Source organism: uncultured Merdimmobilis sp. (genome assembly GCF_902471145.1).
In the GTDB taxonomy this organism is placed as follows: domain Bacteria; phylum Bacillota; class Clostridia; order Oscillospirales; family Ruminococcaceae; genus Merdimmobilis; species Merdimmobilis hominis.
The window spans coordinates 71667-96445 of sequence record NZ_CABRJC010000004.1; the positions used below are offsets into that span (position 1 = coordinate 71667).

Sequence of the window (24779 nt, forward strand, 5' to 3'; positions counted from 1 at the left end):
TTTTGAATGGAAACCGAAAGAAGGGTTTTCGGTTTTCTTACAATCTAAAATGTTCACAGAATATGGTTGAATCGCCCTTGAGCACAGCATACTATAGGGGATAGACTTTAACAGATGGGATGTGTTTGCGTGGCGGCACTGATTGAGATCAAGGATATGTATAAAATCTACAACCCCGGCGAAAATGAGGTACGGGCGCTGGATGGCATCAACCTTTCCATTGAGGATGGGGAGTTTGTGGCGATTGTCGGGCATTCCGGGTCCGGCAAATCCACCTTTATGAATATGCTGGGATGCCTGGATGTTCCCACCAGCGGGGAATATTATCTGGATGGAGTCAATGTGGCCACTCTGGGGGACGATGAGCTCTCGGACATCCGCAACAAGAAGATCGGCTTTATCTTCCAGGGGTTTAACCTGATCCCCAGCTTGAATGCTGTGGAGAATGTGGAATTGCCCCTCATCTACCGCGGTATGGGCAAAGAGGAACGCAAGCGGCTTGCGGTGGAGGCGCTGACCCGGGTGGGGTTGGAAAAACGGCTGACCCACCGCCCTATGCAGATGTCCGGGGGCCAGCAGCAGAGGGTTGCCATCGCCAGGGCCATTGCCGCCCGTCCGCCTATGATCTTAGCCGATGAGCCCACCGGCAACCTGGACACCAAGTCTGGCGTGGACGTGATGAACATCCTGCGGGAACTGTGGCGGGAAGGCCGCACCATTGTGCTGATTACCCACGACAATGAGATTGCAGCCTCCGCCCGCCGGGTAGTGCGGATCATCGACGGCAAGATTGTGGAGGACTATATCAACGAAGCTATCACCAAAGAGACTGTATAGGGGAAGCCTGTTCTCCTGCCATCCCCCCACATTGTCCCCCTGGGAATCCACTGGATTCCCAGGGGGATTTTTTGCGTTTCCCAGATGGGGAGAATTTGTGAAAGGAACCACAAACAAAGAATATCCCAGTGCCATCATCCTGCAAGGCAGTGGGCTTTTTTGGAGAATACAGAAAAATTTGGCCTTATTTCAGGGAAAAAATAATCGCAATTGGAAAAAATGAATGGCGACAAAACAAATTATTCATAAAATCCTTGCAATCTCGCCATTTTATTGTATGATGTGTGATACAACCCAATTTTAGAAAGGATGTTGATAAGTGAAAAAAATCCAGAGAATCGCAGCATTCCTCGCAGCGGCCGCATTGGCGCTCACCGCATGCAGCGGGCAGAACGGCGGAACTTCCAGCCAGCCCGAAACCTCCTACCGGGCGGAGCAGCAGGCCTACCTAGACAAGGTGGACGTGGACTACTCCTATGAACTCACCAAAAAACTGACCGAGTTCAAAACCAACGAGAAGCTGGGCTACCGCACCGCAGGCTCCGAAGCGGAGATTGCCGCCGGGGAGATGCTCAAAGAGGAGATGGAGAAGATTGGTCTTCAGAATGTGACCAAAGACGCCATCACCTTGGACACTTGGACCTTTGAAAAAGCCGACCTTACCTTCCAGGCCGCTGACGGCCAGGAGAAAACCGCCGTGCTTGGCGGGTACCACACCAACTTTGACACCCAGGGCCCCCGGGAATACACCGTAGTGTATGCTGGCAGGGGCACTGCTGCCGACTTGGAGCCGCTGGATGTCACCGGTAAGCTTGTGCTTGTAGATATCAACCAGAGCGAGGATTGGTGGATCAACTACCCTGCCTACCAGGCCCATTTGAAGGGCGCTGCGGCGGTTCTCGCCATGCAGGATGGCGGATATGCCGAGATCAGCCCCGACGCCCTCAATGCCCAGGATGTCTGCGGCCCGGCTGACGCCCCTGCTTTCTCCATCTCCCAGACCGACGCCGGCGCTTTGAAAGAGGCCATTGCCGCCTCAGAAAACGGGGAGATCACCGTGACCTTTGACGCCAAAAGCGAGGTGGAGTTGGACGGCACCAGCTACAACATCGTGGGGATGATCCCCGGAAAAGACCCAGATGCCATGGTGATAGTCAGCGCCCACTACGACGCTTACTTCGACGGCTTCCAGGATGATAGCGCCGCCATCGCCCTGATGATGGGCATTGCCAAGGGCTTGGTGGACAGTGGCTACCAGCCGGAAAAGACCCTGGTCTTCTGTGCTATGGCCGCAGAGGAATGGGGGATGACCAACACCCGGTACGACTGGTCTACCGGCGCCTATAAGCAGGTGTTTGAGGCCCATCCCGAATGGGCGGGCAAGGTCATCGCCAACATCAACTTTGAGATGCCTGCCCTCAGTATAGGGGACACCGATTCCATCCGCACCTCCTATGAGCTGAAGCGGTTTATGGAAGGCTTCCTGCCCACCATCCCCACCGTGGAGGGCGTTTTCCCCGGCGGGGTGGAAATCATCGTCCCCACCCAGACCTGGTCGGATGATTTCTCCATCTCTATCGCCGGCATCCCCGCCAGCGTCAACGCCCTGCGGGGGGATTTCTCCTCCAGCATCTACCACTCCCAGTTTGACAACGAGGACACCTACAGCCGGGAGGCATTCCTCTTCCACCATTACATGTATGGGCTGATGGTGATGGAGTACGACCACTGCGCCGTCTCCCCCTTGGATTTCTCCGCCCGGTTTGCCGCTTTGGGTGACAGTGTGGACAAGGAGATTTTCGCCGCCTATAAGGTGGACAGCGAGGCCCTGCTGGCTGCGGTATCCGCCGCTTCTGAGGCCGCCAAGGCCGCCGGAGACAAAGTGTTTGAGGTCAACGCCTCCTACGCTGACGCCCTCCATCAGGGGGATGAAGCCAAGGCCCAGGAGATTTTGGATGGGTCCTCTGCCCTGGGGGATGGGGTGCTTGCCACCTTTAAGCTGGCCCAGGACGATCTGGTCCGCCTGACCTGGGAGGATTCCTCCATCTTCCCCCACCAGCATGCCCAGAACAACCTGGCCAACCTGAAAGGCGCGATTGCCTCTCTGGAAGCCGGTAACGGCCAGGCCGCCTTGGATGAATACCTCTACGGGGTGGACAACAACTGGTATGCCTATGACTTTGACAAGGAGACCTTCGCCTACTTCACCGACTATGTGCTGAACCAGCCTGCTGACCGCCTGATGTGGGGCGCCGGCCGGGTAGTTGGCCACGAGGATCTATTCGACGTGATCCATGCCGTGCAGGACAAAGCCGGAACTGAAGGGGCGGATTACACCGAAGAGATCGCCGCCCTCAAGGCAGCGGAGGCCCGCCAGGCCCAGCTGCTGGACCGCTTGGTTCAGGAGGAGATCGCCTCTTTGGAGGAGCTGGCCGCCCAGCTGAACGGATTGGCCGCATAACGAACAACAAAAAAACAGCCATCCCACCACGGGATGGCTGTTTTTTTGTTTGCTGTGCAAACAGGAGCGTATCCGCCTTCCAGAAAGCAGAAACAAAAGGCGGAAATCGTTATTCAATGAGAAGGGAGGGCAGGGGGACCTTTCCTTCTTCTGGGAGGGATAGCAGAGTCAATTGCTCCAGGCTCTCCTCTGAAAGGAAGCATAGGCAGGAGATAGCATCTTGTTTGGCAGATTCTTCGCTCACCTGCAGGGAGTTGGAGAAAAAGTGTTCCAAGATGGCAAATAAGGTGTAGATTCGGTTTGCTTCCCGAATGCCCGCCGGGGTTAGCTGAATGTTGCCGTAATATTCCTTCTGAATAAGACCGTCGGCCACCAACCGGTGCAGCATTTTGACCACGCTGGCCCGGGCCACTGAGAGCTCCTGCGCCACGTCCACCGAACGGACAGCGTGGCCGCCATCGCTTAGCTGGTAGATGGCCAGAAGGTATCGTGTCGCGGATGGAGTGAGGGCCACAAGAGTCATCTCCTTTTTACGCAGTCAAATCCCAAATGGTTAGCATATACTAACCTTTGAGGAGTAGAAAAAGGAAGAACCGAAGCCTCCCTTTGGTTAGTGATATCTAACCGCAACCTCATCCTAGCACAGCGAAAAACAGAAGTCAAGATATTTTATAAAATTTTTGGGGCGCCGCCAGGCCGATGCGGCCAGGCGCAGGGGCGGTTCCCAAGGGGAACTTATTTTTTCCGCGAACAAAAGGCTTAGTTTGCGCTCCATGTATGCGCGCTCGCCAAAAGGGCGCATCTTCTTTGCAGAGAGAAAAAATATTGTGGTACCTCTTATAAACTCTGCAGCTTCGCCAGAGACCCATCCAAATGGATACCCGCCCCAATATTATTGGTGTTTTTGAATATGGGCCTTCAACTGGCGGAAGGTCTCCTCGCTGATGTCGTGCTCAATGCGGCAGGCATCCTCTGCGGCGACGTCTGGCGAGACCCCTAATGCGATGAGCCACTCGGTCATCAACAGGTGCCGCTCGTAGATCCGCTCGGCGATTTCCCGGCCGTCGTCGGTCAGTTCAATCCAGCCTTCCTTATCCATGGTGATCTGGCCTTTTTCCCGCAGGAGGGCCATAGCCCGGCTGACGCTGGGTTTGGTGAACTCCATCTGATGGACAATATCAATGGAGCGCACCGCCCCTTTTTCCTTTTTGAGCATTAAAATGGTTTCCAAATAGTTTTCTGCGGATTCGTTGGTCTTCAAAAAGCATCCTCCATTCCGAGCAAGTTTGCCAAGGCAAACAAAATTGTAACATCAAACAATTGGTAGTTGCCTATGCCTTACTATTTTAGCATAGGCGCAGAAATGGGGCAAGGGCGGACAGAAAATCTTTCAAAAATTGTTGACAAGTGGGGTTAGCAATGGTAAACTACACTGCAGAACGGGTTAGTCATCACTAACCATCTGAGTTCCCAAGAATGGTTCGCCATGCGAACGGAAGAGGAGTGACCATGATTATGCCATTGACTTTTTCACCATCCGGCCAACCGGCCACGGTAAAAGAGATCCACGGAAAGGATGAAACCAAGCGCTTTTTGGAGAGCCTGGGTTTTGTGGTAGGCGGCCCTGTAACCGTCATCTCTCAGATGGGAGGCAACCTGATTGTCAACGTCAAGGACACCCGGGTTGCTCTGAGCCAGAGCATGGCCAGCCGGATCATTGTGCACCAGTAAAACGACAGTGCGGCAGTTTTGAGAAAGAAGGGATCACTATGAAAACATTGCGGGAAATCCCCATTGGCCAGACGGTCATGGTTAAGAAATTGGAAGGGGAAGGTGCCCTTAAGCGGCGTATTATGGATATGGGCATCACCAAGGGCACCCAGATCTATGTGCGCAAGGTAGCCCCTCTGGGCGATCCGGTGGAGATCACGGTGCGGGGCTATGAGCTTTCCATCCGCAAAGGGGACGCGGCCAACATCCTGGTGGAGTAATACCTAAGAGATCCCATCAGGGCTGGGCACAGATGCACCACAGGCCCAGCGCAAAAAAAGATGGCTGCAATACAGGCGGCACCCCATTGTGCGGCTGTTTTTTATCTCTTGTGGTTAGCTTTTACTAACTACAAATTTTGACAGAACAATCTCAAATTAGAGGAGGAATTCCGTATGGCAATTACCATTGCGTTGGCAGGTAACCCCAACTGCGGTAAGACAACGATGTTCAACGACCTGACCGGGTCCAATCAATTTGTGGGCAACTGGCCGGGCGTCACAGTGGAAAAGAAGGAAGGCAAGCTCAAAGGGCACAAAGATGTCATCATCACCGACCTGCCCGGCATCTATTCCCTTTCCCCTTACACCTTGGAAGAGGTGGTCACCCGGAACTACCTGATTGGGGAGCACCCGGATGTCATCCTCAACTTGGTGGATGGCTCCAACATTGAGCGGAACCTGTACCTGACTACCCAGCTGACCGAGATGGGCATCCCGGTGGTCATCGCCCTCAATATGATGGATATCGTCAAGAAAAACGGCGATGTCATCGACACCAAAAAGCTTTCCGACCTGTTGGGATGCCAGGTGATTGAGACCTCGGCGGTCAAGAACGAAGGCTCCATGGAGGCTGCGGAGGCGGCGGTTAAAATGGCCCTCCAGGGCGGCAAGACCACCCCGCAGCACGTCTTCTCCAAACCGGTGGAGGATACCTTGGACAGAATTGGAGAAATTGCCGACAACTTCATCGCCCAAGAGAACAAGCGCTGGTATGCTGTCAAGCTGTTTGAGCGGGATGAAAAGGTGCTGGAAAGCCTGAAACTGCCCCAGGGGACCCTGGCCGAGCTGGAAAAGGCCATAACCTCCTGCGAGGAAGAACTGGACGACGACAGCGAGTCCATCATCACCAACGAGCGGTACAACGCCATCGCCAAGGTGATCAAAGCCTGTGTCAAGAAAAAACGGGGCGGCCTGAGCACCTCCGATAAAATCGACCGCATTGTCACCAACCGGTTTTTGGCCCTGCCCATCTTCGCCGTGGTGATGTTCTTCGTCTACTACATCTCGGTGAGCACCGTGGGTGATCTCCTCACCGGCTTTACCAACGACACCCTGTTCGGCGAGTGGATCTCCCCCGCAGTGGAGAGCTTCCTGGTGGGCATTGGCTGCGCCGATTGGCTCACTGGCCTGATTGTAGACGGCATCGTCGGCGGTGTAGGTGCCGTCCTGGGCTTCGTGCCCCAGATGCTGGTTCTGTTCCTGATGCTCTGTGCCTTGGAAGACTGCGGCTACATGGCCCGTATCGCCTTCATCATGGACCGGATTTTCCGTCGCTTCGGCTTGTCGGGCAAATCCTTTATCCCCATGCTGATCGGCTCCGGCTGCGGCGTCCCCGGCATTATGGCCTCCCGGACCATTGAGCAGGATCGGGACCGTAAAATGACCATCATGACCACCACCTTTATCCCCTGCGGCGCCAAGATGCCCATTGTGGCCCTGATCGCCGGCGCTCTTTTCGGCGGCGCCTGGTGGGTGGCGCCCTCTGCATACTTTATCGGCGTGGCGGCTATCATCATCTCCGGCATCATCCTCAAGAAGACCAAGCTGTTTGCCGGCGACCCCGCCCCCTTTGTCATGGAACTGCCCCAGTACCACCTGCCCACGGTAAAAAATGTCCTGCGGGGCACTTGGGAGAGAGGCTCTTCCTTTATTAAAAAGGCCGGCACGGTCATCCTTCTTTCCTCCATCTTTGTGTGGTTCACCTCTAGCTTCGGCTTTGTGGACGGCACCTTTGGCATGGTGGACGACATCGACGCCTCGGTACTGGCCTCCATCGGCTCAGTGGTCGCCCCCGTATTCGCCCCCTTGGGCTTTGGAAACTGGCAGACCGCTGTGGCAACTGTCCTGGGCCTTGTGGCCAAAGAAGAGGTGGTCGGCGCCTTGGGCACCATCTATGCGGTGGCTGGCGACGCTTTGGAACTGGTCGAGGAAGGCGCCTTTGGGGAACTGGGAGCCATTGCCCAGCACTTCACCGCCCTGTCCGCCTACTCCTTCCTGGTGTTTAACCTGCTGTGTGCCCCCTGTTTTGCGGCCATCGGCGCCATCAAACGGGAGATGAACAACGCCAAATGGACTTGGTTCGCCATCGGCTATCAGACGGTGTTCGCCTATACCATGTCCTTTATGCTGTACCAGTTCGGCCTGCTGTTCACCGGCGCTGCCGGTTTCTCCATCGGTACGGCCATTGCGGCGGTGATCCTGGTGGTTTACCTGTGGCTGCTCTTCCGCAAAGGCTATGTGGAAAACCCCACCCGTCTGCGCTCGGTTGACACAGTTAAAGCATAAGCGAGCGTTTTGTACAATCTATGTGTCTGCAAAGGAGGCTTTTGTATGGCAACCTATATCATCGGTGCAATCCTGTTGGGAATTGTCCTGTTGGCCGCACGGTATGTGATCCGCTGTCAAAAACAGGGAGGTTGCGTGGGCTGCGGCGGGAAAGACGGCTGCGGCGGTTGCTGCCACTGCCATGAAAGCAGCGGGCAGACCAAGTAACCCCATACCATCCACCAGCAACCCCTCTTTGGGTTTCACCATAAAAACAAGAAGGAACCGGATCGTGGGCCGGTTCCTTCTTGTTTTTTTACCGCTTTTAAGGATGAGGGGGCAAATCCTCTGGGGTGTAGATGGCGATGGCCGTCTTGTTGGGCAGGCAGACCGCACTTTGGAATTCCTGGGAGATAAAGCCGGTGTTGACACAGATGTGGTCCGGGCAGTCCGATTCGCGGAATCGGATTTGGTGATCCACCAATTCCAATTCCACCTCTACCCCATAGGGGGAGAGGTCCACCAAGTGGCTCTCCTGGTGGGCGGACAGTTCATAGCGGGCCACTTCCTGGCTGTCCACCGTCACCACCGCCCAGTTGCCCTCGACGGAGGGCTGGGTCTGGCGGTACCAGAGAACCCCGGCTACAAAAGCCAAAAAGGCCAGGACAAAGATCAGGTCGCCTTTTTTGATAAATGCACGCTGGGCCATACAATCCTCCCCAAACAGATGAAATTGGTACCATCATACCCGCCTGGGGGGGAAAATGCAAGGCCTGGGGATGGCTAGGGCAGGGGAAGGAGGAGATTTTCCCCGCTTTGGGCAAAATGTGTGTCTGCTGTCCAAAGAAAAGGGGGAGTTTGCCTAAACAGTCAGCACCCCGTTTTCGGTCTCGATGAGGATGAGGATCTGCTCCTCCACCCCATTTAAGGCGTTGATATAGGAGAGGACATGCTCCCCGTTTTTGCCGGTGGCCTTAAATTCGTAGACAAACGCCTCGTTAAGGCCCGCAGTGGGGATGACCGCCAGCTGGGCGGATTGAACGGACAGGTTTTTGCTGACCTTCTCCATGGCCTCTTCCCGGGTGAGAGCGGGGGCGGGAATCTGGCGGCTCTGGTGGTTGACGATATAGCCACGGGTGTCCAGGGAGACGATGTCCCCATTGTCCATGGCCACACCCACTTTTATCAGATCGGTGTAGCAGACGACCCCATCCTGCTGGTAGGCAAAGTTGATGGTACAGATGTTATTGGCAATTTCGTAGTAGGTCTCCCGCATGGATTCGATGCCCAGCCCTTCCAGATACTTGCGGGCGATGCTGATGGCCTGTTTGGAGTCGATGGTCTTGTCCCCAATATCCCTGCCATTGATCAGATAGGTGACAAAACCGCCGTTTTTGGTGACGCCGATGTTGATGTTGTCCCCGCCGAAACAGTAGGAGGGCATGGTGGAGTTTTCCATCTCCTCAAAGGTGAGGGCGGAGGGGTTGACCCCAGCCGCCTGGGCGGCCTTTTTCTGGGCGTTCTCCTGGCTGATCTCCGGCTGTCCTTTGGTGAGGCGGGGCTGGCGGTCCAAAATGTTGTCTGAGAAGGGCCCGTCGTAAATGAGGCGGGGATAGCCATCAAAGCTGTTTTCCAGCTCTTCAAATCCGCCGCCGCCCGCCTGCTGCTGCTCGCCGTCGGCGCCGTTGCCCTTCTGGACGGAGACTGCGGCCAGCCGGTCCAAGGGGATCTCCCCACTGCTGACCCGGCCCTGTACTGCGTTAATCTGTTCATTGAGGTTCTGGGCATAGGTGCACAGGGTATCCAGGTTGCGCAGTTCCTCCTCGGTCAGCTCCTGGCTGTTGGCCACCTTTCGGGAGAGGGTCATGGCGTAATCGCCCACCTGGGAGAGGAACCGGTAGGTGTCCGTCAGGTCCAGTTCCTCTAAAGGCAGGGCGGAGAGGGACGCCTTGGCCGATCCTGCGTCCCGCCACAGCTTGGCCGAAAGGGAGGTCATCTGGGCCGGGGAACCGGCGTAAACCCCTTTGTTGAGGGTGGAGGAAATGTCCGCCACATAGCTGGAAAGCTCCTCCAGCGAGCGCAGATAGGTCATCTCAAGTTGGCGGCGGTATTTGTTCGCCTGCCAGAATCCAAGTACCGCCGTGACCACCAAAGCGGCGGCTAAGGTGCCCACCACAATGCCGGCCCGGAGTTTATCGCTTTTTGACATGTTTTTGTCCATGGCTATGCCTCCAAACAAAAAATTTCTGGTTTTGCCAGCCGGAGGAATCCGTTCTGACAGAAAATTGTAATACTCGCTGTTATATTTACCCCATTTCATTAAAAATATGTAAAATGCCTCTGGAACATTTGAAAGCCGCCGGTTTTCTGCTATAATAACCTAGAACCGAACATTTTAAAAATCCGCGCCAACCGGCAAGGACAGCCACTTTTTTCCGCTGCTGCCCAGAGCCAAGGGACGAAAAGGGAGGCAAGTGCCTTGCGGGAAATTTATTTAGACAACAGCGCCACCACCAGGACTGACCCGGAAGTGGCCAGCTATATTGCAGATGTGATGGTAAACCAGTACGGCAACCCCTCTTCCCTCCACCGGCGGGGGCTGATGGCCCAGCTGGAATGGGAAAAGGGGCTTAAGCGGATCGCCGCTGTCCTGGGCTGCGACCCCGGGTGCATCACCATCACCTCCGGCGGAACTGAGGCGGACAACCTGGCCATCTTCGGCGGGGCACAGGCCAAAAAGCGCCGGGGCAACAAAATCGTCACCACCGCCTTTGAACACGCGGCGGTGCTGGCCCCCTTCCGCCAGCTGGAAGAACAGGGGTTCCAGGCGGTTTATGTGAAGCCGGACAGCCGGGGGATCATCACCCTGGAAAACCTCCTGGAAGCGGTGGACAAAGACACCATCCTGGTCAGCCTGATGGCAGTCAACAACGAGGTGGGCACCATCCTGCCGGTGGCAGAGGCGGTGAAAGGCATCCGCAAAAAAGCGCCCAATGCCCTCATCCACTGCGACGCAGTCCAGGCGTTCTGCAAAATCCCCCTCAAGCCGGTGAAGTGGGACGTGGACCTGATGACCGTCAGCGGCCACAAGATCCACGCCCCCAAAGGGGTGGGCGCCCTCTATGTGAAAAAGGGGGTTAAGGTTCTCCCCCAGCTGTGGGGCGGCCACCAGCAGAACGGCCTGCGCCCCGGCACCGAAAATATGCCCTTGGCCTGCGGCTTCGGCCTTGCAGCCGAAAAAGCCGCCTCCCACATGGGGGAGAACCTTCAGAGGATGGAGGAGCTGCGGGCCCACCTGCTGGCCCGGGCGGAGGAGGCCGACTGCATCGCCATAAATTCCCCCCTGGAGGGCCTTCCCTACGTCGTCAACCTGTCGGTGGAGGGGTTCCGGTCGGAGATCCTGCTCCACTTTTTGGAGGAGAAGGGCATCTACGTCTCCAGCGGATCCGCCTGCAGCCGGGGAGAGAAAAGCCATGTGCTGGGGGCCATGGGCCTATCCCAGAGCCGGATTGACTCCGCCCTGCGGATCAGCTTCGGCACGGACAACACCATAGAAGACATCGACCAGTTGATTGACGCCCTCAAGGAGGCCGTCGGGACGTTAGCGAGGAATAGACGATGAAAGAGCTTATTTTGATCAAAAACGGGGAGATCGCCCTAAAAGGCCTCAACCGCACCACCTTTGAAGACGTGCTGCTGAAAAACATCCGCCGCAAACTGGCGGATTTGGGAAAGTTCCGCTGCTACAAAGCCCAATCCACCATGTACATTGAGCCCCAGGAGGACGGCATCGACCTGGATGAGGCGGTGGACCGGGTCCGCAAGGTGTTTGGCATTGCGGCCCTGACCCGCGCCTGTATTGTGGAGAAGGATTTTGAGGATATCAAGGCAAAAACGGTGGAATATTTGAAAGAGACCCTGTCAGAGGCCAGCACCTTTAAAGTGGAGGCCAAGCGATCGGACAAGACCTTCCCTATGAACACCCCTCAAATCTGCACCGAGCTGGGCGGCTACCTGTTGGAACAGTTCCCGGGTCTGACGGTGGACGTCCACAACCCACAGGTCACCGTCATGGTGGAAATCCGGGATTTCGCCGCCTACATCCACGCCGGGCAGATCGAAGGGGCAGGCGGCATGCCGGTCAGCACCAGCGGCCGGGCTATGCTGCTAGTCTCCGGCGGCATCGACAGCCCGGTGGCCGGCTATATGATGGCCAAACGGGGGATGGAGGTGCTGGCGGTCCACTTTGTCAGCCCCCCTTACACCAGCGAGCGAGCCAAACTGAAGGTGATCACCCTCTGTGAGAAGATGAGCGCCTACTGCGGCCGGATGCAGCTGTTTATCGTCCCCTTTACGAAAATGCAGGAAGCCATCCGGGACAACTGCCCGGAGGAGCTGTTCACCGTGATTATGCGCCGTATGATGATGAAGATCGCCGAAAAGCTGGCCCAGCGCAGCGACTGCGCCGCCCTCATCACCGGCGAGAGCCTGGCCCAGGTGGCCAGCCAGACGGTCCAGGCCATCGCCTGCACCGACGTGGCCTGCCAGATGCCGGTGCTGCGGCCTCTCATCGGCATGGACAAAGAGGAGATCATCCGCATCGCCCGGAAGATCGACACCTTTGAGACCTCCATCCTGCCCTATGAGGACTGCTGCACCGTCTTCACCCCCAAGCACCCCCGCACCCGGCCCAAACTGGCCATGGTGGAGGAGGCGGAAGCCGCCTTTGACTTCGCCCCCATGCTGGAGGAAGCGGTGGAAGGGGCCGAGCGCCTTCGGATTGATCCCCAATAGGGGGAACGTTTCGGAAGGGGCAACCCATATCCAAAGGAGGATTCACCCATGATAGCCGAGATACTCAGCCTGTCGGCCCCCTGCCTGGGGAGCCAGGAGAGCGCCCTGGCCGGCGTCCTGAAACGGGAGCTGGCCTTGTTCGGCGTACAGCTGAACCATCTGACAGAATGCGGACAGAATCAAGGAGCACTTCAAAATGCCCTGACCGAAGCCATGGAGCGCAGCGACATGATCCTCGCTGTGGGGGGGATTGACCCCGAACCCACCATCAAATCCACCTTGTGCGAAGGGTTGGATCTGCCCACCCTTCTTCACATGCCTACTTTAGAAGCTATCCAGCGGGAATGCCTGCGCCGGGGGATCCCCTTTGACGACAAGGTTCAAGAGGGGGCGAACCTCCCTGAAGTCTGCGTGGTGTTTCCTCTGCCCCCCGGGGGCCTGACCCCAGGGTTCGCCATCTCCGCCGGGAAGCAATGCGTCATCGTGCTGCCGGGGGAGGAGGAACAGCTCTGGCCTTTGGTGCTGGATGGGGTGCTCCCCTATGCCGCCAAATTCGCCGGGGTGTTTTCGGCCACCCAGACGGTGGAATCCCCCCACACCCCCCAAGAGGTGGAATTCTGCCTCACCGACCTGCCGGTCCCAGAAGGGCTGGCGGTCAGCGCTTACAGCCGGGGGGGAAGTACCCGGGTGCGGCTCACCGCGGTGGCCGGTACCCGCAAGGACGCCCAAGCCCTCTGCGATGGGCTCCTTCCCCAATTGGAGGAACGTCTGGGCAGGATGGCGGCGCCCCCGCCCCCTCCGCCGGAGCGGGATACCCCCGACCTGCGGGAAGCTTCCTTCCTCACCCGGATGCGGGCGGCTATCCTGCCCCGTAAGGAGGACCCCTTGGGGGAGAAGTTCCGCAAGCTGGTTTTTTTAGCGGCGATGGTTTGCTTCCTGGGGGCGGGGACCTACCTTGCCCACTATTACTACACCGCCTATGAAAACAAATCGATGATCGACCGGCTGGAGGGGATCAAGGACAATTCGGACGTCTCGGTTTCCGGGTACCCCGAAGGGTATCTTCCCCGGTTTGCGGCCCTCTATGACATCAACCCGGATTTGGTGGGCTGGCTGGAGATCCCCGGCACCCTGATCAACTTCCCAGTGGTTCAGGGCAAGGACAACGAGTACTATCTCAAAAGGGACTTCAATGACAAACAGAACCGCCATGGAACCCCCTTCCTGGATTTCCGCAACAGCCTCAATTCGCCGGATGACAACCTGGTGATCTACGGCCACAACATGCGGGATGGCCAGATGTTCGGCGACATTGTCAAATACCAGAAGCTGGACTTTTATAAGGAGCACCCGGTGATCACCTTTGACTCGGTGTTCCAGGAGGCGGACTACAAAATCGTCTCGGTATTTGTGGCCAGCGCCGCCGAATCCTTTGAATACCACAATTTTTTAAATGCAGCGGATGAAAACGATTTTTATAAATTTGTAGATGAAATCTACAACCGTTCCCTCATCGACACCGGGGTGGATGTGGAGTATGGCGACGAACTGCTGACCCTCTCCACCTGCACCTATGAGTTCACGGACGCCCGTTTGGCGGTGGTGGCTCGAAAGGTCCGCCACGGGGAGAGCGCCACAGTGGACACCTCCGGGGCCAAGATGAACCCCAATCCCCTGATGCCGGACATCTGGTACCAGACCTACGGGGGAAACAAGCCGGCAAATGCCGCCACCCATCGCCCCTCCTCCAGCTCCGCCGCGCCCAGCAGCTCTTCCAGCAGCCAGCCGCCGGCGAGCAGTTCCAGCGCACCAAATAGTTCTTCCAGTGCGCCAGCGGTTTCTTCTAGCTCGGTTCCGCCGGTATCCAGCTCCAGTGAAGCCCCGTCTTCCAGCAGTGAGCCTCCAGCATCCAGCTCCAGCGAGGCGCCTTCCTCCAGTTCCAGCCTGCCGCCGGAATCCAGTTCCAGTGAGCTGCCCCCCTCTTCCAGCAGTGTGCCGGAGGAACCAGAGGAGCCCTCTTCTTCGGAGATCGACGTCATTGAACCGGTTGAAGACGAGCCGGAGGAGGAACCCCCGGACATCGATGAGGACGACCGCCTTTCGGTGACATCCGGGGGAGAGGTGGTGGAGGACGACGCCTATACCATCGTCAGTCAGATTGTGCAGAACGAATCCCGTGGGAACCTGCTGCCTGAGGCCACTAAGGCCCAGGCAGTGGCGACCTACAGCTACATAAAATACAACAACGCCAAGGGGGTCAGCCCCAGCGTCATCCTGCGGGAGGATATCAGTCCCGCCGTGGAGCGGGCGGTTTCGTCGGTCATCGGCGAGGGGGTGTATTACAAGGGCAGAATCGCCAACACCGTGTACCATTCCACCGGCGCGGGCAAAACCACTACCAGCCAATCGGTTTGGGGCACAGCGCTCCCTTACCTGGTGTCGGTGGACAGCCCCTGGGATGAGGATTCCCCCTATTACAAGAACACCTACACTATCAGCCGGGATGCCTTTGCCGAGCTGGTGTTGGACACCTATGGCATCGACCTGGAGGAATATGGCGACCCCGAAGACTGGATTGAGATCGACGAGGATCGATTGGAGCCGGGTGGATACGTGGGCCGGGTCTACTTGGGCGGCGAGTACAAATCCCAAGGCGGCAAGGTGCCCAAGGGAACCCTGATCAACGGCCGCGGCATCCGGGAACAGCTTTTGAACTTCGGTTTGAAATCCACCTGTTTTGAGGTGAAGTACCGCTCTGGAAAGTTTGTCTTTACCACCTACGGCTATGGCCACGGAGTGGGGATGAGCCAGTTTGGCGCCAACGGCATGGCGGCGGAAGGGTACACCTACAAAGAGATTTTGGAACACTATTACCCCGGCACTACCATAAAATAGAAAACCTGTTTGACACTGTTAGCAGTTGACAAAAGACCATGGGCGGACGCTCATGGCCTTTTTCATTTTCCAAGGGAAATACCAGGGGCTGTATGCTGCTGGGGAACCTTTGTCCTTGTGAAATTGACAATCCCCATAGGGTATCGTATACTGGATATATCTACGTAGGAGAGCTGAAAAAACAGTGGACAAAGGAGGAATTAAGATGGATTTATACAAGCTCACCCAAGAAGTGGAGCCCTATGTCATCGCCATGCGCCGGGAGTTCCACGCCAACCCGGAAATTTCCTTTCACGAGGTGCGCACCACCGCCCGCATCCGGGAGGAGCTGGACAAACTGGGCATTCCCCATGAGACGGTAGGCAGCGGCAATGTGGTGGGCCTTTTGGATACCGGCCGGCCGGGCAAGACCCTATCCATCCGGGCGGACATTGACGCCTTACCCATGGAGGAAGCGGACAAAACCACCCCTTATTGCAGCAAGGTTGACGGGGTGATGCACTCCTGCGGCCACGATGGCCACGCCGCTATGCTGTTGGGCACCGCCAAAGTCCTGGCCCAGATCCAGGAGGAGCTGACCGGCAAGATCTATTTCTGCTTCCAGGTGGCGGAAGAAGTGGGCGGCGGTGCTGGGGAGATCGTCCAGTACCTGAAGGAACAGGGTGGGGTGGACTGCTCCATCGGCACCCATCTGGACGGAGGAAGCGACGCCGGTGTCATCCACCTGCCGGATGGCCCGCTGATGGCCGGCGCTGAGCTGTTTGAGATCGAGGTCAAGGGGGTGGGCGGCCATGGTTCCCGCCCCGACAAGGCGGTGGACCCCATCAAGCCCGCCTGCGACATCCTGCTGCGAATCGCCAGCATTCCCGCCCAATACCACAACCCCTTTGACACCTGTGTCATCAGCCCTTGCCAGATCCACGGGGGCAGCGCCAACAACATCGTGCCGGAGAGCGTGAAGATCGGGGGGAATATCCGCTTCTTTAAGTATGGGGACAACGACAAACTGCTGGAGCGGATCCGCATGGTGGCGGAAAACACCGCCAAGGCTTACGGCACTACAGCGGTGGTCACCCATGCGCCATCCTCCCCCCTTCCGGTGATCAACGACCCCGAAATGGCTGCCATCGGCCGGGAGGTGGCCCAGTCGGTGGGCTTTGTGATGGCCCCGCCCCATGACCCCACCTGCGGCTCGGACAACTACGCTGAGTTCCTGGCGGCGTTCCCCGGTTTTTACTGCGACACTGGAGCCCGCTGCACCCGGCCCGGCACCAGCGGAAACCACCACAACCCCACCTTTGACTTGGATGAGAGCGCCTTCCGCCGCATTGTGGAGTTTTTTGCGGCCTTTGCGGTTCGCTTTTTGGGCAGATAACAACCACATAGTATAAGGGAGGACCGCGAAAGCGGTCCTCCTCTTTTTGTCGTGAATAAAATTTGAATAGAATAATAATTTGAAATTAATATTATATAATATCATTGACAAATTATTTTTTCGGCAGTACAATAATATCTGTAGAAAGGAGGGTACCCATGAACCGAAGCGTATACAGCCTAGTGCTCAGTGACGATGTGGTGGAGGCGGTGGACCGCCTGGCCTACCAGCAGAACACCAGCCGGTCGGCTTTGATCAACCAAATCCTGGCGGAAGCGGTTTCCTTTGTAACACCAGAGATGCGGATGCGGGAAATTTTCTCCCAGGTGGAAGCGCTGATGGACGGCATGGACGCCTTCCAGGTGAACACCCAGCCATCCGATGCTATCCTCTCCATTAAAAGCCCTCTGCGGTACAAGTACAAGCCAACCCTGCGCTATGCGGTGGAACTTTACCGGGCCCCTCGTCCGGCCATCGGGGAGCTGCGGGTCTCCGCCCGCACCCAAAGCCAAGGATTGCTGGAATCCCTGACCGGGTTTTACCAGCTGTGGATCCAGCTGGAGACCCACTACATCGGCTCCCGGTTCCCCGGGGGGAGAATCCCTTGCCAGGTGCAGGAAGGGCGGTATTGCCGCCAGTTTTTCCTCCCCCGAGGGGAGATCGGCAGCGAGGAGCTGGCCAGGGCCATCACCGATTACATCCGCATGTTTGACCACCTGCTCAAGGTGTATTTTAACCATCTGGACGATTGCCAGGCGGCCCGGGCCGCAGTGGAACAAGAATACCGGTCCTATCTTTCCCGGGAAAGAACCGTTTTATAGAATATCACTCAGTTTGAGGGAGGAATTGCGATGAACGCTCAAAAATTGACCCAAAAATCCCTGGAAGCGGTGCAGGCGGCCCAAGCCCTTGCCACCGAATACCAGAATATGCAGATCGAAGAGCAGCATCTAGCCTGTGCCCTCCTCTCCCAGCAGAATGGACTGATTGCCCAGCTGCTGCGCAAAATGAATGTGGACACAGACGCCATGCTGGCCCAGCTGACCCGGTCGGTGGAGAAGCTGCCCAAAGTCTCCGGCCCCGGCCGCCCGATGGATAAAATCTATGTCTCCTCCGACGTAGACCGGGTGCTGAACGAAGCAGAACGCCAGGCCGAACACATGAAGGACGAATACGTCTCGGTAGAGCACCTGATGCTCTCGCTGATCGAAAACCCCAACAGCGACCTGAAAGAGATCTTCCGGGTGTTCGGGGTGGATAAAAATAAGTTTATGGAAGCCCTGGCCACCGTCCGGGGCAGCGCCCGGGTCACCAGCGATAACCCGGAGGAAACCTATGACGCCTTGAAAAAATACGGCTCCGACCTGGTGGAACAGGCTCGGAACCACAAACTGGACCCAGTTATCGGCCGGGATGCGGAGATCCGCAATGTGATCCGCATCCTCTCCCGGAAGACCAAAAACAACCCGGTGCTCATCGGCGAGCCAGGCGTGGGTAAAACCGCCATCGCCGAGGGCCTGGCCCAGCGGATTGTCCGGGGGGATGTGCCCGCCAGCCTGAAGGATCGCACCATCTTTTCGCTGGACATGGGCGCCCTCATCGCCGGCGCCAAGTTCCGGGGCGAGTTTGAGGAACGGCTGAAAGCCGTCCTGGGTGAGGTGAAGAAGAGCGAGGGCAAGATCATCCTCTTCATCGACGAACTGCACACCATTGTGGGCGCGGGCAAAACCGAAGGCTCCATGGACGCGGGCAACCTGCTAAAGCCCATGCTGGCCCGGGGCGAGCTCCACTGCATCGGCGCCACCACCTTGGACGAGTACCGCCAGTACATCGAAAAAGACCCGGCTTTGGAGCGCCGCTTCCAGCCGGTGATGGTGGATGAACCCACAGTGGAAGACACCATCTCCATCCTCCGGGGGCTGAAAGAGCGGTATGAGGTGTTCCATGGGGTGAAGATCCAGGACCAGGCGCTGATCGCCGCCGCCGTCCTCTCCAACCGGTATATCACCGACCGGTTTTTGCCGGATAAAGCCATCGACCTGGTGGATGAAGCCTGCGCCATGATCCGCACCGAGATCGACTCCATGCCCTCCGAGCTGGATGAGATCTCCCGGAAGATCATGCAGCATGAAATTGAGGAAGCAGCCCTGAAAAAGGAAAGCGACCACCTCTCCCAGGAACATCTCTCGGAGATCCAGAAGGAGCTTGCTGACCTGCGGGCCCAGTTCAAAGAGATGAAGGCCCAGTGGGAGAATGAAAAAGGCGCCATTGGCAAGGTGCAGAAGCTGCGGGAGGAAATCGAACAGCTGGGTGCCGAGATGGAGCGGGCTGAGCGCAACTACGACCTGAACAAGGCCGCCGAATTGAAATACGGCCGGCTACCCGCCCTCCAGAAGGAACTGGCGGAGGAGGAAGCCATCGCCGAGAAGGCCAAAGGCTCCTCCGGCCTACTGCGGGACAAGGTCACCGATGAGGAGATCGCCCGGATCGTGGCCCGCTGGACCGGCATCCCCGTCTCCAAGCTGATGGAAGGGGAGCGGGAGAAGCTGCTTCACCTGGAGGACATCCTCCACCAACGGGTAATCGGCCAGGATGAGGCGGTCACCAAGGTGACCGAGGCCATCCTCCGGTCCCGGGCGGGCATCCAGGATCCTGACCGGCCTATCGGTTCCTTCCTGTTCCTGGGCCCCACTGGCGTGGGCAAGACCGAGCTGGCCAAAGCCCTGGCCCAGGCCCTCTTTGACGACGAGCGCAACATGGTGCGGATCGATATGACCGAGTATATGGAGAAATTCTCGGTGTCCCGCCTCATTGGTGCGCCTCCCGGATATGTGGGGTATGAGGAGGGCGGCCAGCTGACCGAGGCGGTCCGCCGCAAGCCTTACTCGGTGGTGCTCTTTGACGAGGTGGAAAAAGCCCACCCCGACGTGTTCAACATCCTTTTGCAGGTGCTGGACGACGGCCGGATCACCGATTCCCAGGGCCGGGTGGTGGACTTTAAAAACACCGTCATCATCCTCACCTCCAACCTGGGCTCCAGTTATCTTTTGGAGGGCATCGGCCCCGATGGGGAGATCACCCAGGAGGCAAAAGACCGGGTGCAAGGCCTTTTGAAACAACAGTTCCGGCCTGAGTTCCTCAACCGGCTGGATGAGATCGTCTTCTACAAACCCCTGACGAAGGCGGAGATCCGCTCCATTGTGGAGCTGCTGGTCCAGGATCTGGGGCGGCGGCTGAAGGACAAACAGCTGACCATCTCCCTGACCGACGCCGCCAAGGATTTTGTGGTGGACGGGGGCTACGACCCCATTTACGGCGCGCGGCCGCTGAAGCGGTTCCTTCAGAGCCAGGTGGAGACTATGGTGGCCAAACTGATTCTGCGGGACGACCCGCTGCCAGGCACACACATCACCGTGGATTGTGTGGACGGCCATCTGACCGCTACTGCCAGCCGCGAGGCGGAATAATATACCTACAAAAAGGGAGAGAGGCATTTGCCTCTCTCCCTTTTTTGCTTTTGGAAAGGTATGGGCTAAACGCGGACGATGTAATCCGCTTTGCGGGGCTTTGCCTCGGGCAGCGGCCCATCGGGGTAACCTAAAATGCAGTGTCCCACGCCGATATAATCTTCGCTGAGGCCCCATTTTTTCAGCAGGGATTTGCCCTCTGGGGAGGCGAACTCCTCCTTGGCCCGGTGAATCCAGCAGGAGCCCACCCCTATTGCAGCAGCGGCGTTCATCAGGTTGCCCATCACCAGGCTGCCGTCCTCCACGGCGCAGCCGCCTTGAGAAAGGACTACCACCACAGTGGGGGCGCCGTAGAAGGGGTCGGTGCCCGGCTTGCCTAGGATGGCGGCGTTCATCTGGCTAAGCTGGCTGCGGGTGGCCTCGTCCTGCACCACTACCATCACGGCGGGCTGCTTGCCCATGGCGCTTGGGGCGTAGGTGCCGGCCTTCAGGATAGCGGCCAAGTCCTCCTCCCGCAGCTGTTCCGGCCGGAAGGAGCGCACGCTGCGGCGGTTTAACAGGGTTTTCATCGATTCGTTCATGGAAAAACCTCCTTTTTTATTCTATAGCAGTTTCTGTTGCCAGAAACAAGGTGTTGTTGTAAGTGGAGGGATGCCCCTCTCTTCCTATCGTCTAGTATAGCACGCTGGGGGCAAAAGGAAAAGAAAAGGGCAAAATCGGGGATGGCATGCAGGAAAACAGGAAGAATCTGCCACCTGTATAGCGGAATGCCCTTTTTTCGAAAAAAGCAGGGCAAAGGGATGATTGGAAGCCCGGTTTTGTGCTACAATAATCGCAGGGTTGCTTTGAAAGGTCCCATCTGGCGAAGGGATTCACAGATCGACAGTATTGAAATATAGGAGGGCATGGATTTTGCTGCAAAAGATCAAAGAAAAGGGCCATTATCAGGCGTTTTTCATCACCTTGGCGCTGGCCGCGGTGGTGTTTTTGCCATTTATCATCTACGACAAGGGGATCTTTTTCTTCTACGGGGACTTTAACGTCCAGCAGATTCCTTTCTATAAGCTGGCCCATGAGGCCATCCGATCCGGGGACATCGCCTGGAACTGGTACACCGATTTGGGGGCCAACTTCATCGGCTCCTATAGCTTTTACCTGTTGTTCAGCCCTTTTTTCTGGCTGACCCTCCCGTTCCCAACCGAGGCGGTACCGTTCCTCATCGGGCCGCTGCTGATGCTCAAAACCGCCTGTGCCGCTTTGACCTCTTACTTCTACATCAAGCGGTTTGTGAAAGATCAATACTATGCGGTGATCGGCTCGATCCTCTACGCCTTTTCCGGCTTTGCGGTGTACAACATCTTTTTCAACCATTTCCATGAGGTGATTGTGTTCTTCCCCCTCTTGCTCATCGGGGTGGAGGAGCTGGTAACAAACAACCGCAAAGGGCTGTTTGCCATCACAGTGGCCATCAACTGCCTGGTCAACTACTGGTTCTTCATCGGTGAAGTGGTGTTTGTGGTGCTCTATGTCTTTATCCGCATGGCGGACCGGGACTGGGGCATGACGGTGAAAAAGTTCATCACCCTGGCATTTGAATCGGTGGTTGGGCTGATGATCGCCATGTTCCTGCTGCTGCCATCGGTGCTGGCCATTCTGGGGAACCCCCGCACCGGGACCGACAACCTGCTGATGGGCTGGTGGTTCTGGGTGTTTGACAACGAGCAGCGGCTCCCTGCCATTTTGCAGTGCTTCTTCTTCCCGCCGGAGCTGCCCAGCAGCCCCAACTTCTTCCCCGATCACGGGGCCAAGTGGTCCTCCACTGCGGCGTGGCTGCCCATGGTCTCGATGACCGGCGTCATCGCCTACCTGTGTTCGGTAAAAAAGAGCTGGATCAAGCGGATTTTGCTCCTTTCCCTGTTTATGGCGGTGATCCCCGGCCTCAACAGCGCCTTTATCCTGTTCAACCATTCCTACTATGCCCGGTGGTTCTATATGCCGGTGCTGATTATGTGTGTCGCCACGGTGATTGCCCTGGAGAATCGAAAGATCAACTACACCGAGGGCATCAAGTGGACGGTGGGCATCACTGCTGTCTTTGTGATCGCGGTGGGATTCACCCCCAAAAAGGTGAAAGGGGAGCTGAAATTCGGCCTGATGAAATACCCCGACCGGTTCTGGGTGTATGTGCTCATCGCAGCGGCGGGCCTCCTGCTCACCTACCTGCTGATCCGGCTGCGGGATAACCCCAAATTCAAAAAGATGCTGCTCATCTCCCTGTCGGTGATGTGCATCGGCTATCCCATCACCTTCATCGCCATGGGCAAGACCCGGTCGGATTATACAACATGGATTCGGGAAACCGCCCTGGATGGCCGGTATGCCATCCATCTGCCGGAGGAGCCTTTTGCCCGCAGCGACCTCTATGACAGCATGGACAACCTGGGGATGTATTGGCACCTGCCCAACATCCAAGCGTTCCACAGCATTGTCCCCGCCTCCATTATGGAGTTCTACCCCCAGGTCGGGGTAAAGCGGGACGTCTCCTCTAAGCCGGGGATTGAATATTTCCCCTTGCGCTCCCTTTTGTCGGTGCGGTGGTTCTTTGTGAAGAACGACGAGCCCGACGCCGAGGACATCATGCCCGGGTTTGTATACTACGATTCGGTGCTGGACTATGACATTTATGAGAACGAGAACTTCCTGCCCATGGGCTTTGGCTACACCCAGTGCTACGACAACTTCCTGTTGGGGGAGGGGGACAACGAGGTCCGCTCCCACATGATGATGCGGGCAGTCCAGCTGGACAACCTGGCCATCGCCCGCAACCAGGATATCCTGGAAATTGTGGGGGAGGTCCCCTATAGCCAGTTCAACTACGATGGTTTCACTGAGGCGGTGGAGGACCGGAGGGCCCTTTCCTGCTACGATTTCCAGATTGACAACCGGGGCTTTACCGCCCGCTCCAACCTGGAGGAGGAAACCCTGATGTTCTTCAGCGTGCCCTATGACGAGGGGTGGAGCGCTACCGTCAATGGGGAGGAAGTCCTCATCGAGAAGGCCAACATCGGCTTTATGGCGGTGCGGGTTCCGGCGGGGGAGGCGGAGATCCGGTTTGATTACCACACCCCTGGCCTGAAAAACGGCGCGATCGTCAGCTTGTGCGGGCTGGTGGTACTGGGCTGCTACCTCTTCATCAACAAAAAAGCAAAGCCCGCCCCAGCGGCTTCCACCCAGCTGCCCTTGGAGGAGTTCCTGGAGGAGAAGGACAAAGGCAGCGAGCCGGAGGAATCCCCGGACGACAAGGAGGAATAGACCCCATGGATACCTTATATTTGGTGGTGCCCTGCTACAATGAGGAAGAAGTCCTGCCCGAGACATCCCGCCGGCTGAAGGAAAAGCTGGAGGGGATGGTCTTGGAGGGCTTGGTGGATGAAAAAAGCCGCATCCTATTTGTGGACGACGGCAGCCGGGATAAAACCTGGGAGATTATCTCCCGCCTCCACCAGGAGGATCCCCGGTTCCTGGGCCTGAAGCTCTCCCGGAACAAGGGGCATCAAAACGCCCTGCTGGCTGGGCTGATGACCGCCAAAGAGTTGTGCGACATGGCCATCAGCCTGGATGCCGACCTCCAGGACGATGTGGATGCCATCGACCGGTTTGTACTGGAATACCAAAATGGCTGCGACATTGTCTACGGGGTGCGCTCCAAGCGGGAGACGGATACCTGGTTCAAACGGACCACCGCCGAGGGCTTTTATAAGGTGATGCAGGCCCTGGGGGTGGACATTGTGGACAACCACGCCGACTACCGGCTGATGAGCCGCCGGGCGCTGGAAGGACTTGCCCAGTTCCGGGAGGTCAACCTGTTTTTGCGGGGCATTGTCCCTTTAATCGGCTATAAATCCGCGGTGGTGACCTACGAGCGCAGCGAGCGGTTTGCCGGGGAATCCAAATACCCTTTAAAAAAGATGCTCTCCTTTGCCTTTGACGGCATCACCTCTTTCAGCGTCAAGCCCATCTCCTTTATCCTGGGGCTGGGGGTGCTGATGACCGGTATTTCCGGCCTGGCCCTTTTGGTGCTGCTGGTGCTGTGGCTGCTGGGATGGGGCGTCTCCGGGTTTGGGGTGCTCTGCGGCTCCCTCTGGCTGCTGGGGGGCATCCAGCTGATGGCCCTTGGAATGGTGGGCGAATATGTAGGCAAGATTTACAAAGAGGTCAAAGCCCGGCCCAAATACATCATCGAAACCTTTTTAAAGGACCAAGAGGAAAGAGGATAGCCTTGAGGCTGATGCATTTTAATGAGATGGAGCAGCATGGCCACGATGTCTATGAATTTGCCTATGGGTATGACGAGTCTTCCCCCCAGCACTGGCGGACCGACTCCCTCTATGTGGATGCGGAAAGCCTGTGGGAGTTGGGGCCTTACCTGAACCGGGTTTTTCCCGCCTTTGCTTACTACGGTCCCCAACGGGTGACCGTGGAGCAGTGGAAAGCCGTCCGGGAAGCCTGTTTGGAGAAGGAGCCCACCCGTCGGGCGTTTTTTGACGGTGTGGAGCAGTGGTTGGTGGAAAGCCCCGAACCAAGGTGTGATTTTTGGATTTTGGGCGTGTAGACGACAAAAAGGGGAGGGGGCC

20 protein-coding genes are annotated in these 24779 nt (G+C 57.2%); 15 read left to right on the top strand and 5 right to left on the bottom strand.

The window, feature by feature from the left end; genetic code table 11:
* Window positions 1-156: 156 nt before the first annotated feature.
* Together RDQ42_RS03875 and RDQ42_RS03880 are read left to right on the top strand one after the other, a co-directional pair.
* Complete coding sequence (locus RDQ42_RS03875) at window positions 157-837, top strand: ABC transporter ATP-binding protein (protein WP_374044674.1); 681 nt, start codon at window positions 157-159, stop codon at window positions 835-837.
* A gap of 319 nt (window positions 838-1156) precedes the next feature.
* Complete coding sequence (locus RDQ42_RS03880; protein WP_308588328.1) at window positions 1157-3298, top strand: M28 family peptidase; 2142 nt, start codon at window positions 1157-1159, stop codon at window positions 3296-3298.
* Between the two features lie 109 nt (window positions 3299-3407).
* Here RDQ42_RS03880 and RDQ42_RS03885 read toward each other — a convergent pair whose 3' ends face one another.
* The gene (locus RDQ42_RS03885) at window positions 3408-3812 is read right to left on the bottom strand and encodes a metal-dependent transcriptional regulator (protein ID WP_162273117.1); all 405 of its coding nucleotides are present in this window, start codon (window positions 3810-3812) and stop codon (window positions 3408-3410) included.
* A 378-nt stretch (window positions 3813-4190) separates the two neighbouring features.
* A complete protein-coding gene (locus RDQ42_RS03890) occupies window positions 4191-4559 on the bottom strand; it encodes a metal-dependent transcriptional regulator (protein WP_074026317.1) in 369 nt (122 codons plus the stop codon).
* Window positions 4560-4813: 254 nt separating this feature from the next.
* Here RDQ42_RS03890 and RDQ42_RS03895 point away from each other — a divergent pair, with 254 nt between their 5' ends.
* The 4 genes from RDQ42_RS03895 to RDQ42_RS03910 all read left to right on the top strand — a co-directional run bounded on the left by RDQ42_RS03895 (window position 4814) and on the right by RDQ42_RS03910 (window position 7842).
* Complete coding sequence (locus tag RDQ42_RS03895; protein WP_174884171.1) at window positions 4814-5029, top strand: FeoA family protein; 216 nt, start codon at window positions 4814-4816, stop codon at window positions 5027-5029.
* Between the two features lie 38 nt (window positions 5030-5067).
* Window positions 5068-5289: a ferrous iron transport protein A gene (locus RDQ42_RS03900; protein ID WP_054331288.1), complete on the top strand. Its 222-nt coding sequence runs from the start codon at window positions 5068-5070 to the stop codon at window positions 5287-5289.
* Window positions 5290-5463: 174 nt separating this feature from the next.
* Entirely contained in the window at window positions 5464-7635 is a 2172-nt protein-coding gene (feoB, locus tag RDQ42_RS03905) for a ferrous iron transport protein B (protein WP_308588331.1), read from the top strand.
* 45 nt (window positions 7636-7680) lie between these two features.
* Complete coding sequence (locus RDQ42_RS03910) at window positions 7681-7842, top strand: FeoB-associated Cys-rich membrane protein (RefSeq protein WP_143117180.1); 162 nt, start codon at window positions 7681-7683, stop codon at window positions 7840-7842.
* Window positions 7843-7939: 97 nt separating this feature from the next.
* On the opposite strand, the gene RDQ42_RS03915 is transcribed toward RDQ42_RS03910, so the two are convergent.
* Window positions 7940-8323, bottom strand: coding sequence for a NusG domain II-containing protein (locus RDQ42_RS03915; RefSeq protein ID WP_308588333.1), 384 nt, complete (start codon window positions 8321-8323; stop codon window positions 7940-7942).
* 153 nt (window positions 8324-8476) lie between these two features.
* The gene (gene ypeB, locus RDQ42_RS03920) at window positions 8477-9835 is read right to left on the bottom strand and encodes a germination protein YpeB (protein WP_054331290.1); all 1359 of its coding nucleotides are present in this window, start codon (window positions 9833-9835) and stop codon (window positions 8477-8479) included.
* Between the two features lie 258 nt (window positions 9836-10093).
* On the opposite strand from ypeB, the gene RDQ42_RS03925 reads away from it, so the two are divergent.
* The 6 genes from RDQ42_RS03925 to clpB all read left to right on the top strand — a co-directional run bounded on the left by RDQ42_RS03925 (window position 10094) and on the right by clpB (window position 20145).
* Window positions 10094-11236, top strand: a complete 1143-nt coding sequence (locus tag RDQ42_RS03925) for a cysteine desulfurase family protein (RefSeq protein WP_231357969.1) — start codon at window positions 10094-10096, stop codon at window positions 11234-11236.
* On the top strand, window positions 11233-12408 hold the full coding sequence (gene thiI, locus RDQ42_RS03930) for a tRNA uracil 4-sulfurtransferase ThiI (RefSeq protein ID WP_071427567.1): 1176 nt from the start codon (window positions 11233-11235) through the stop codon (window positions 12406-12408). The genes RDQ42_RS03925 and thiI overlap by 4 nt, the downstream gene beginning before the upstream one ends.
* 48 nt (window positions 12409-12456) lie before the next feature.
* Entirely contained in the window at window positions 12457-15303 is a 2847-nt protein-coding gene (gene srtB, locus RDQ42_RS03935) for a class B sortase (RefSeq protein ID WP_308588334.1), read from the top strand.
* Between the two features lie 205 nt (window positions 15304-15508).
* Window positions 15509-16678 carry a M20 family metallopeptidase gene (locus RDQ42_RS03940; protein ID WP_231357971.1) on the top strand — a complete coding sequence of 390 codons (1170 nt, stop codon included), beginning with the start codon at window positions 15509-15511 and terminating at the stop codon, window positions 16676-16678.
* A 158-nt stretch (window positions 16679-16836) separates the two neighbouring features.
* On the top strand, window positions 16837-17499 hold the full coding sequence (locus RDQ42_RS03945) for a CopG family transcriptional regulator (RefSeq protein WP_071427569.1): 663 nt from the start codon (window positions 16837-16839) through the stop codon (window positions 17497-17499).
* Window positions 17500-17529: 30 nt separating this feature from the next.
* The gene (gene clpB, locus RDQ42_RS03950) at window positions 17530-20145 is read left to right on the top strand and encodes an ATP-dependent chaperone ClpB (protein ID WP_231357972.1); all 2616 of its coding nucleotides are present in this window, start codon (window positions 17530-17532) and stop codon (window positions 20143-20145) included.
* A 65-nt stretch (window positions 20146-20210) separates the two neighbouring features.
* Here the strand turns inward: clpB and RDQ42_RS03955 are convergent, their stop codons facing one another.
* The gene (locus RDQ42_RS03955) at window positions 20211-20726 is read right to left on the bottom strand and encodes a nitroreductase (RefSeq protein WP_231357973.1); all 516 of its coding nucleotides are present in this window, start codon (window positions 20724-20726) and stop codon (window positions 20211-20213) included.
* Between the two features lie 331 nt (window positions 20727-21057).
* Here RDQ42_RS03955 and RDQ42_RS03960 point away from each other — a divergent pair, with 331 nt between their 5' ends.
* Genes RDQ42_RS03960 through RDQ42_RS03970 form a run of 3 tightly spaced genes read left to right on the top strand, consistent with a single transcriptional unit; the run spans window position 21058 to window position 24757 of the window.
* Window positions 21058-23457, top strand: a complete 2400-nt coding sequence (locus RDQ42_RS03960; protein ID WP_231357974.1) for a YfhO family protein — start codon at window positions 21058-21060, stop codon at window positions 23455-23457.
* Window positions 23458-23462: 5 nt separating this feature from the next.
* Complete coding sequence (locus RDQ42_RS03965) at window positions 23463-24422, top strand: glycosyltransferase family 2 protein (protein WP_054331299.1); 960 nt, start codon at window positions 23463-23465, stop codon at window positions 24420-24422.
* Between the two features lie 2 nt (window positions 24423-24424).
* A complete protein-coding gene (locus RDQ42_RS03970) occupies window positions 24425-24757 on the top strand; it encodes a hypothetical protein (RefSeq protein WP_054331300.1) in 333 nt (110 codons plus the stop codon).
* Window positions 24758-24779 lie beyond the last annotated feature (22 nt).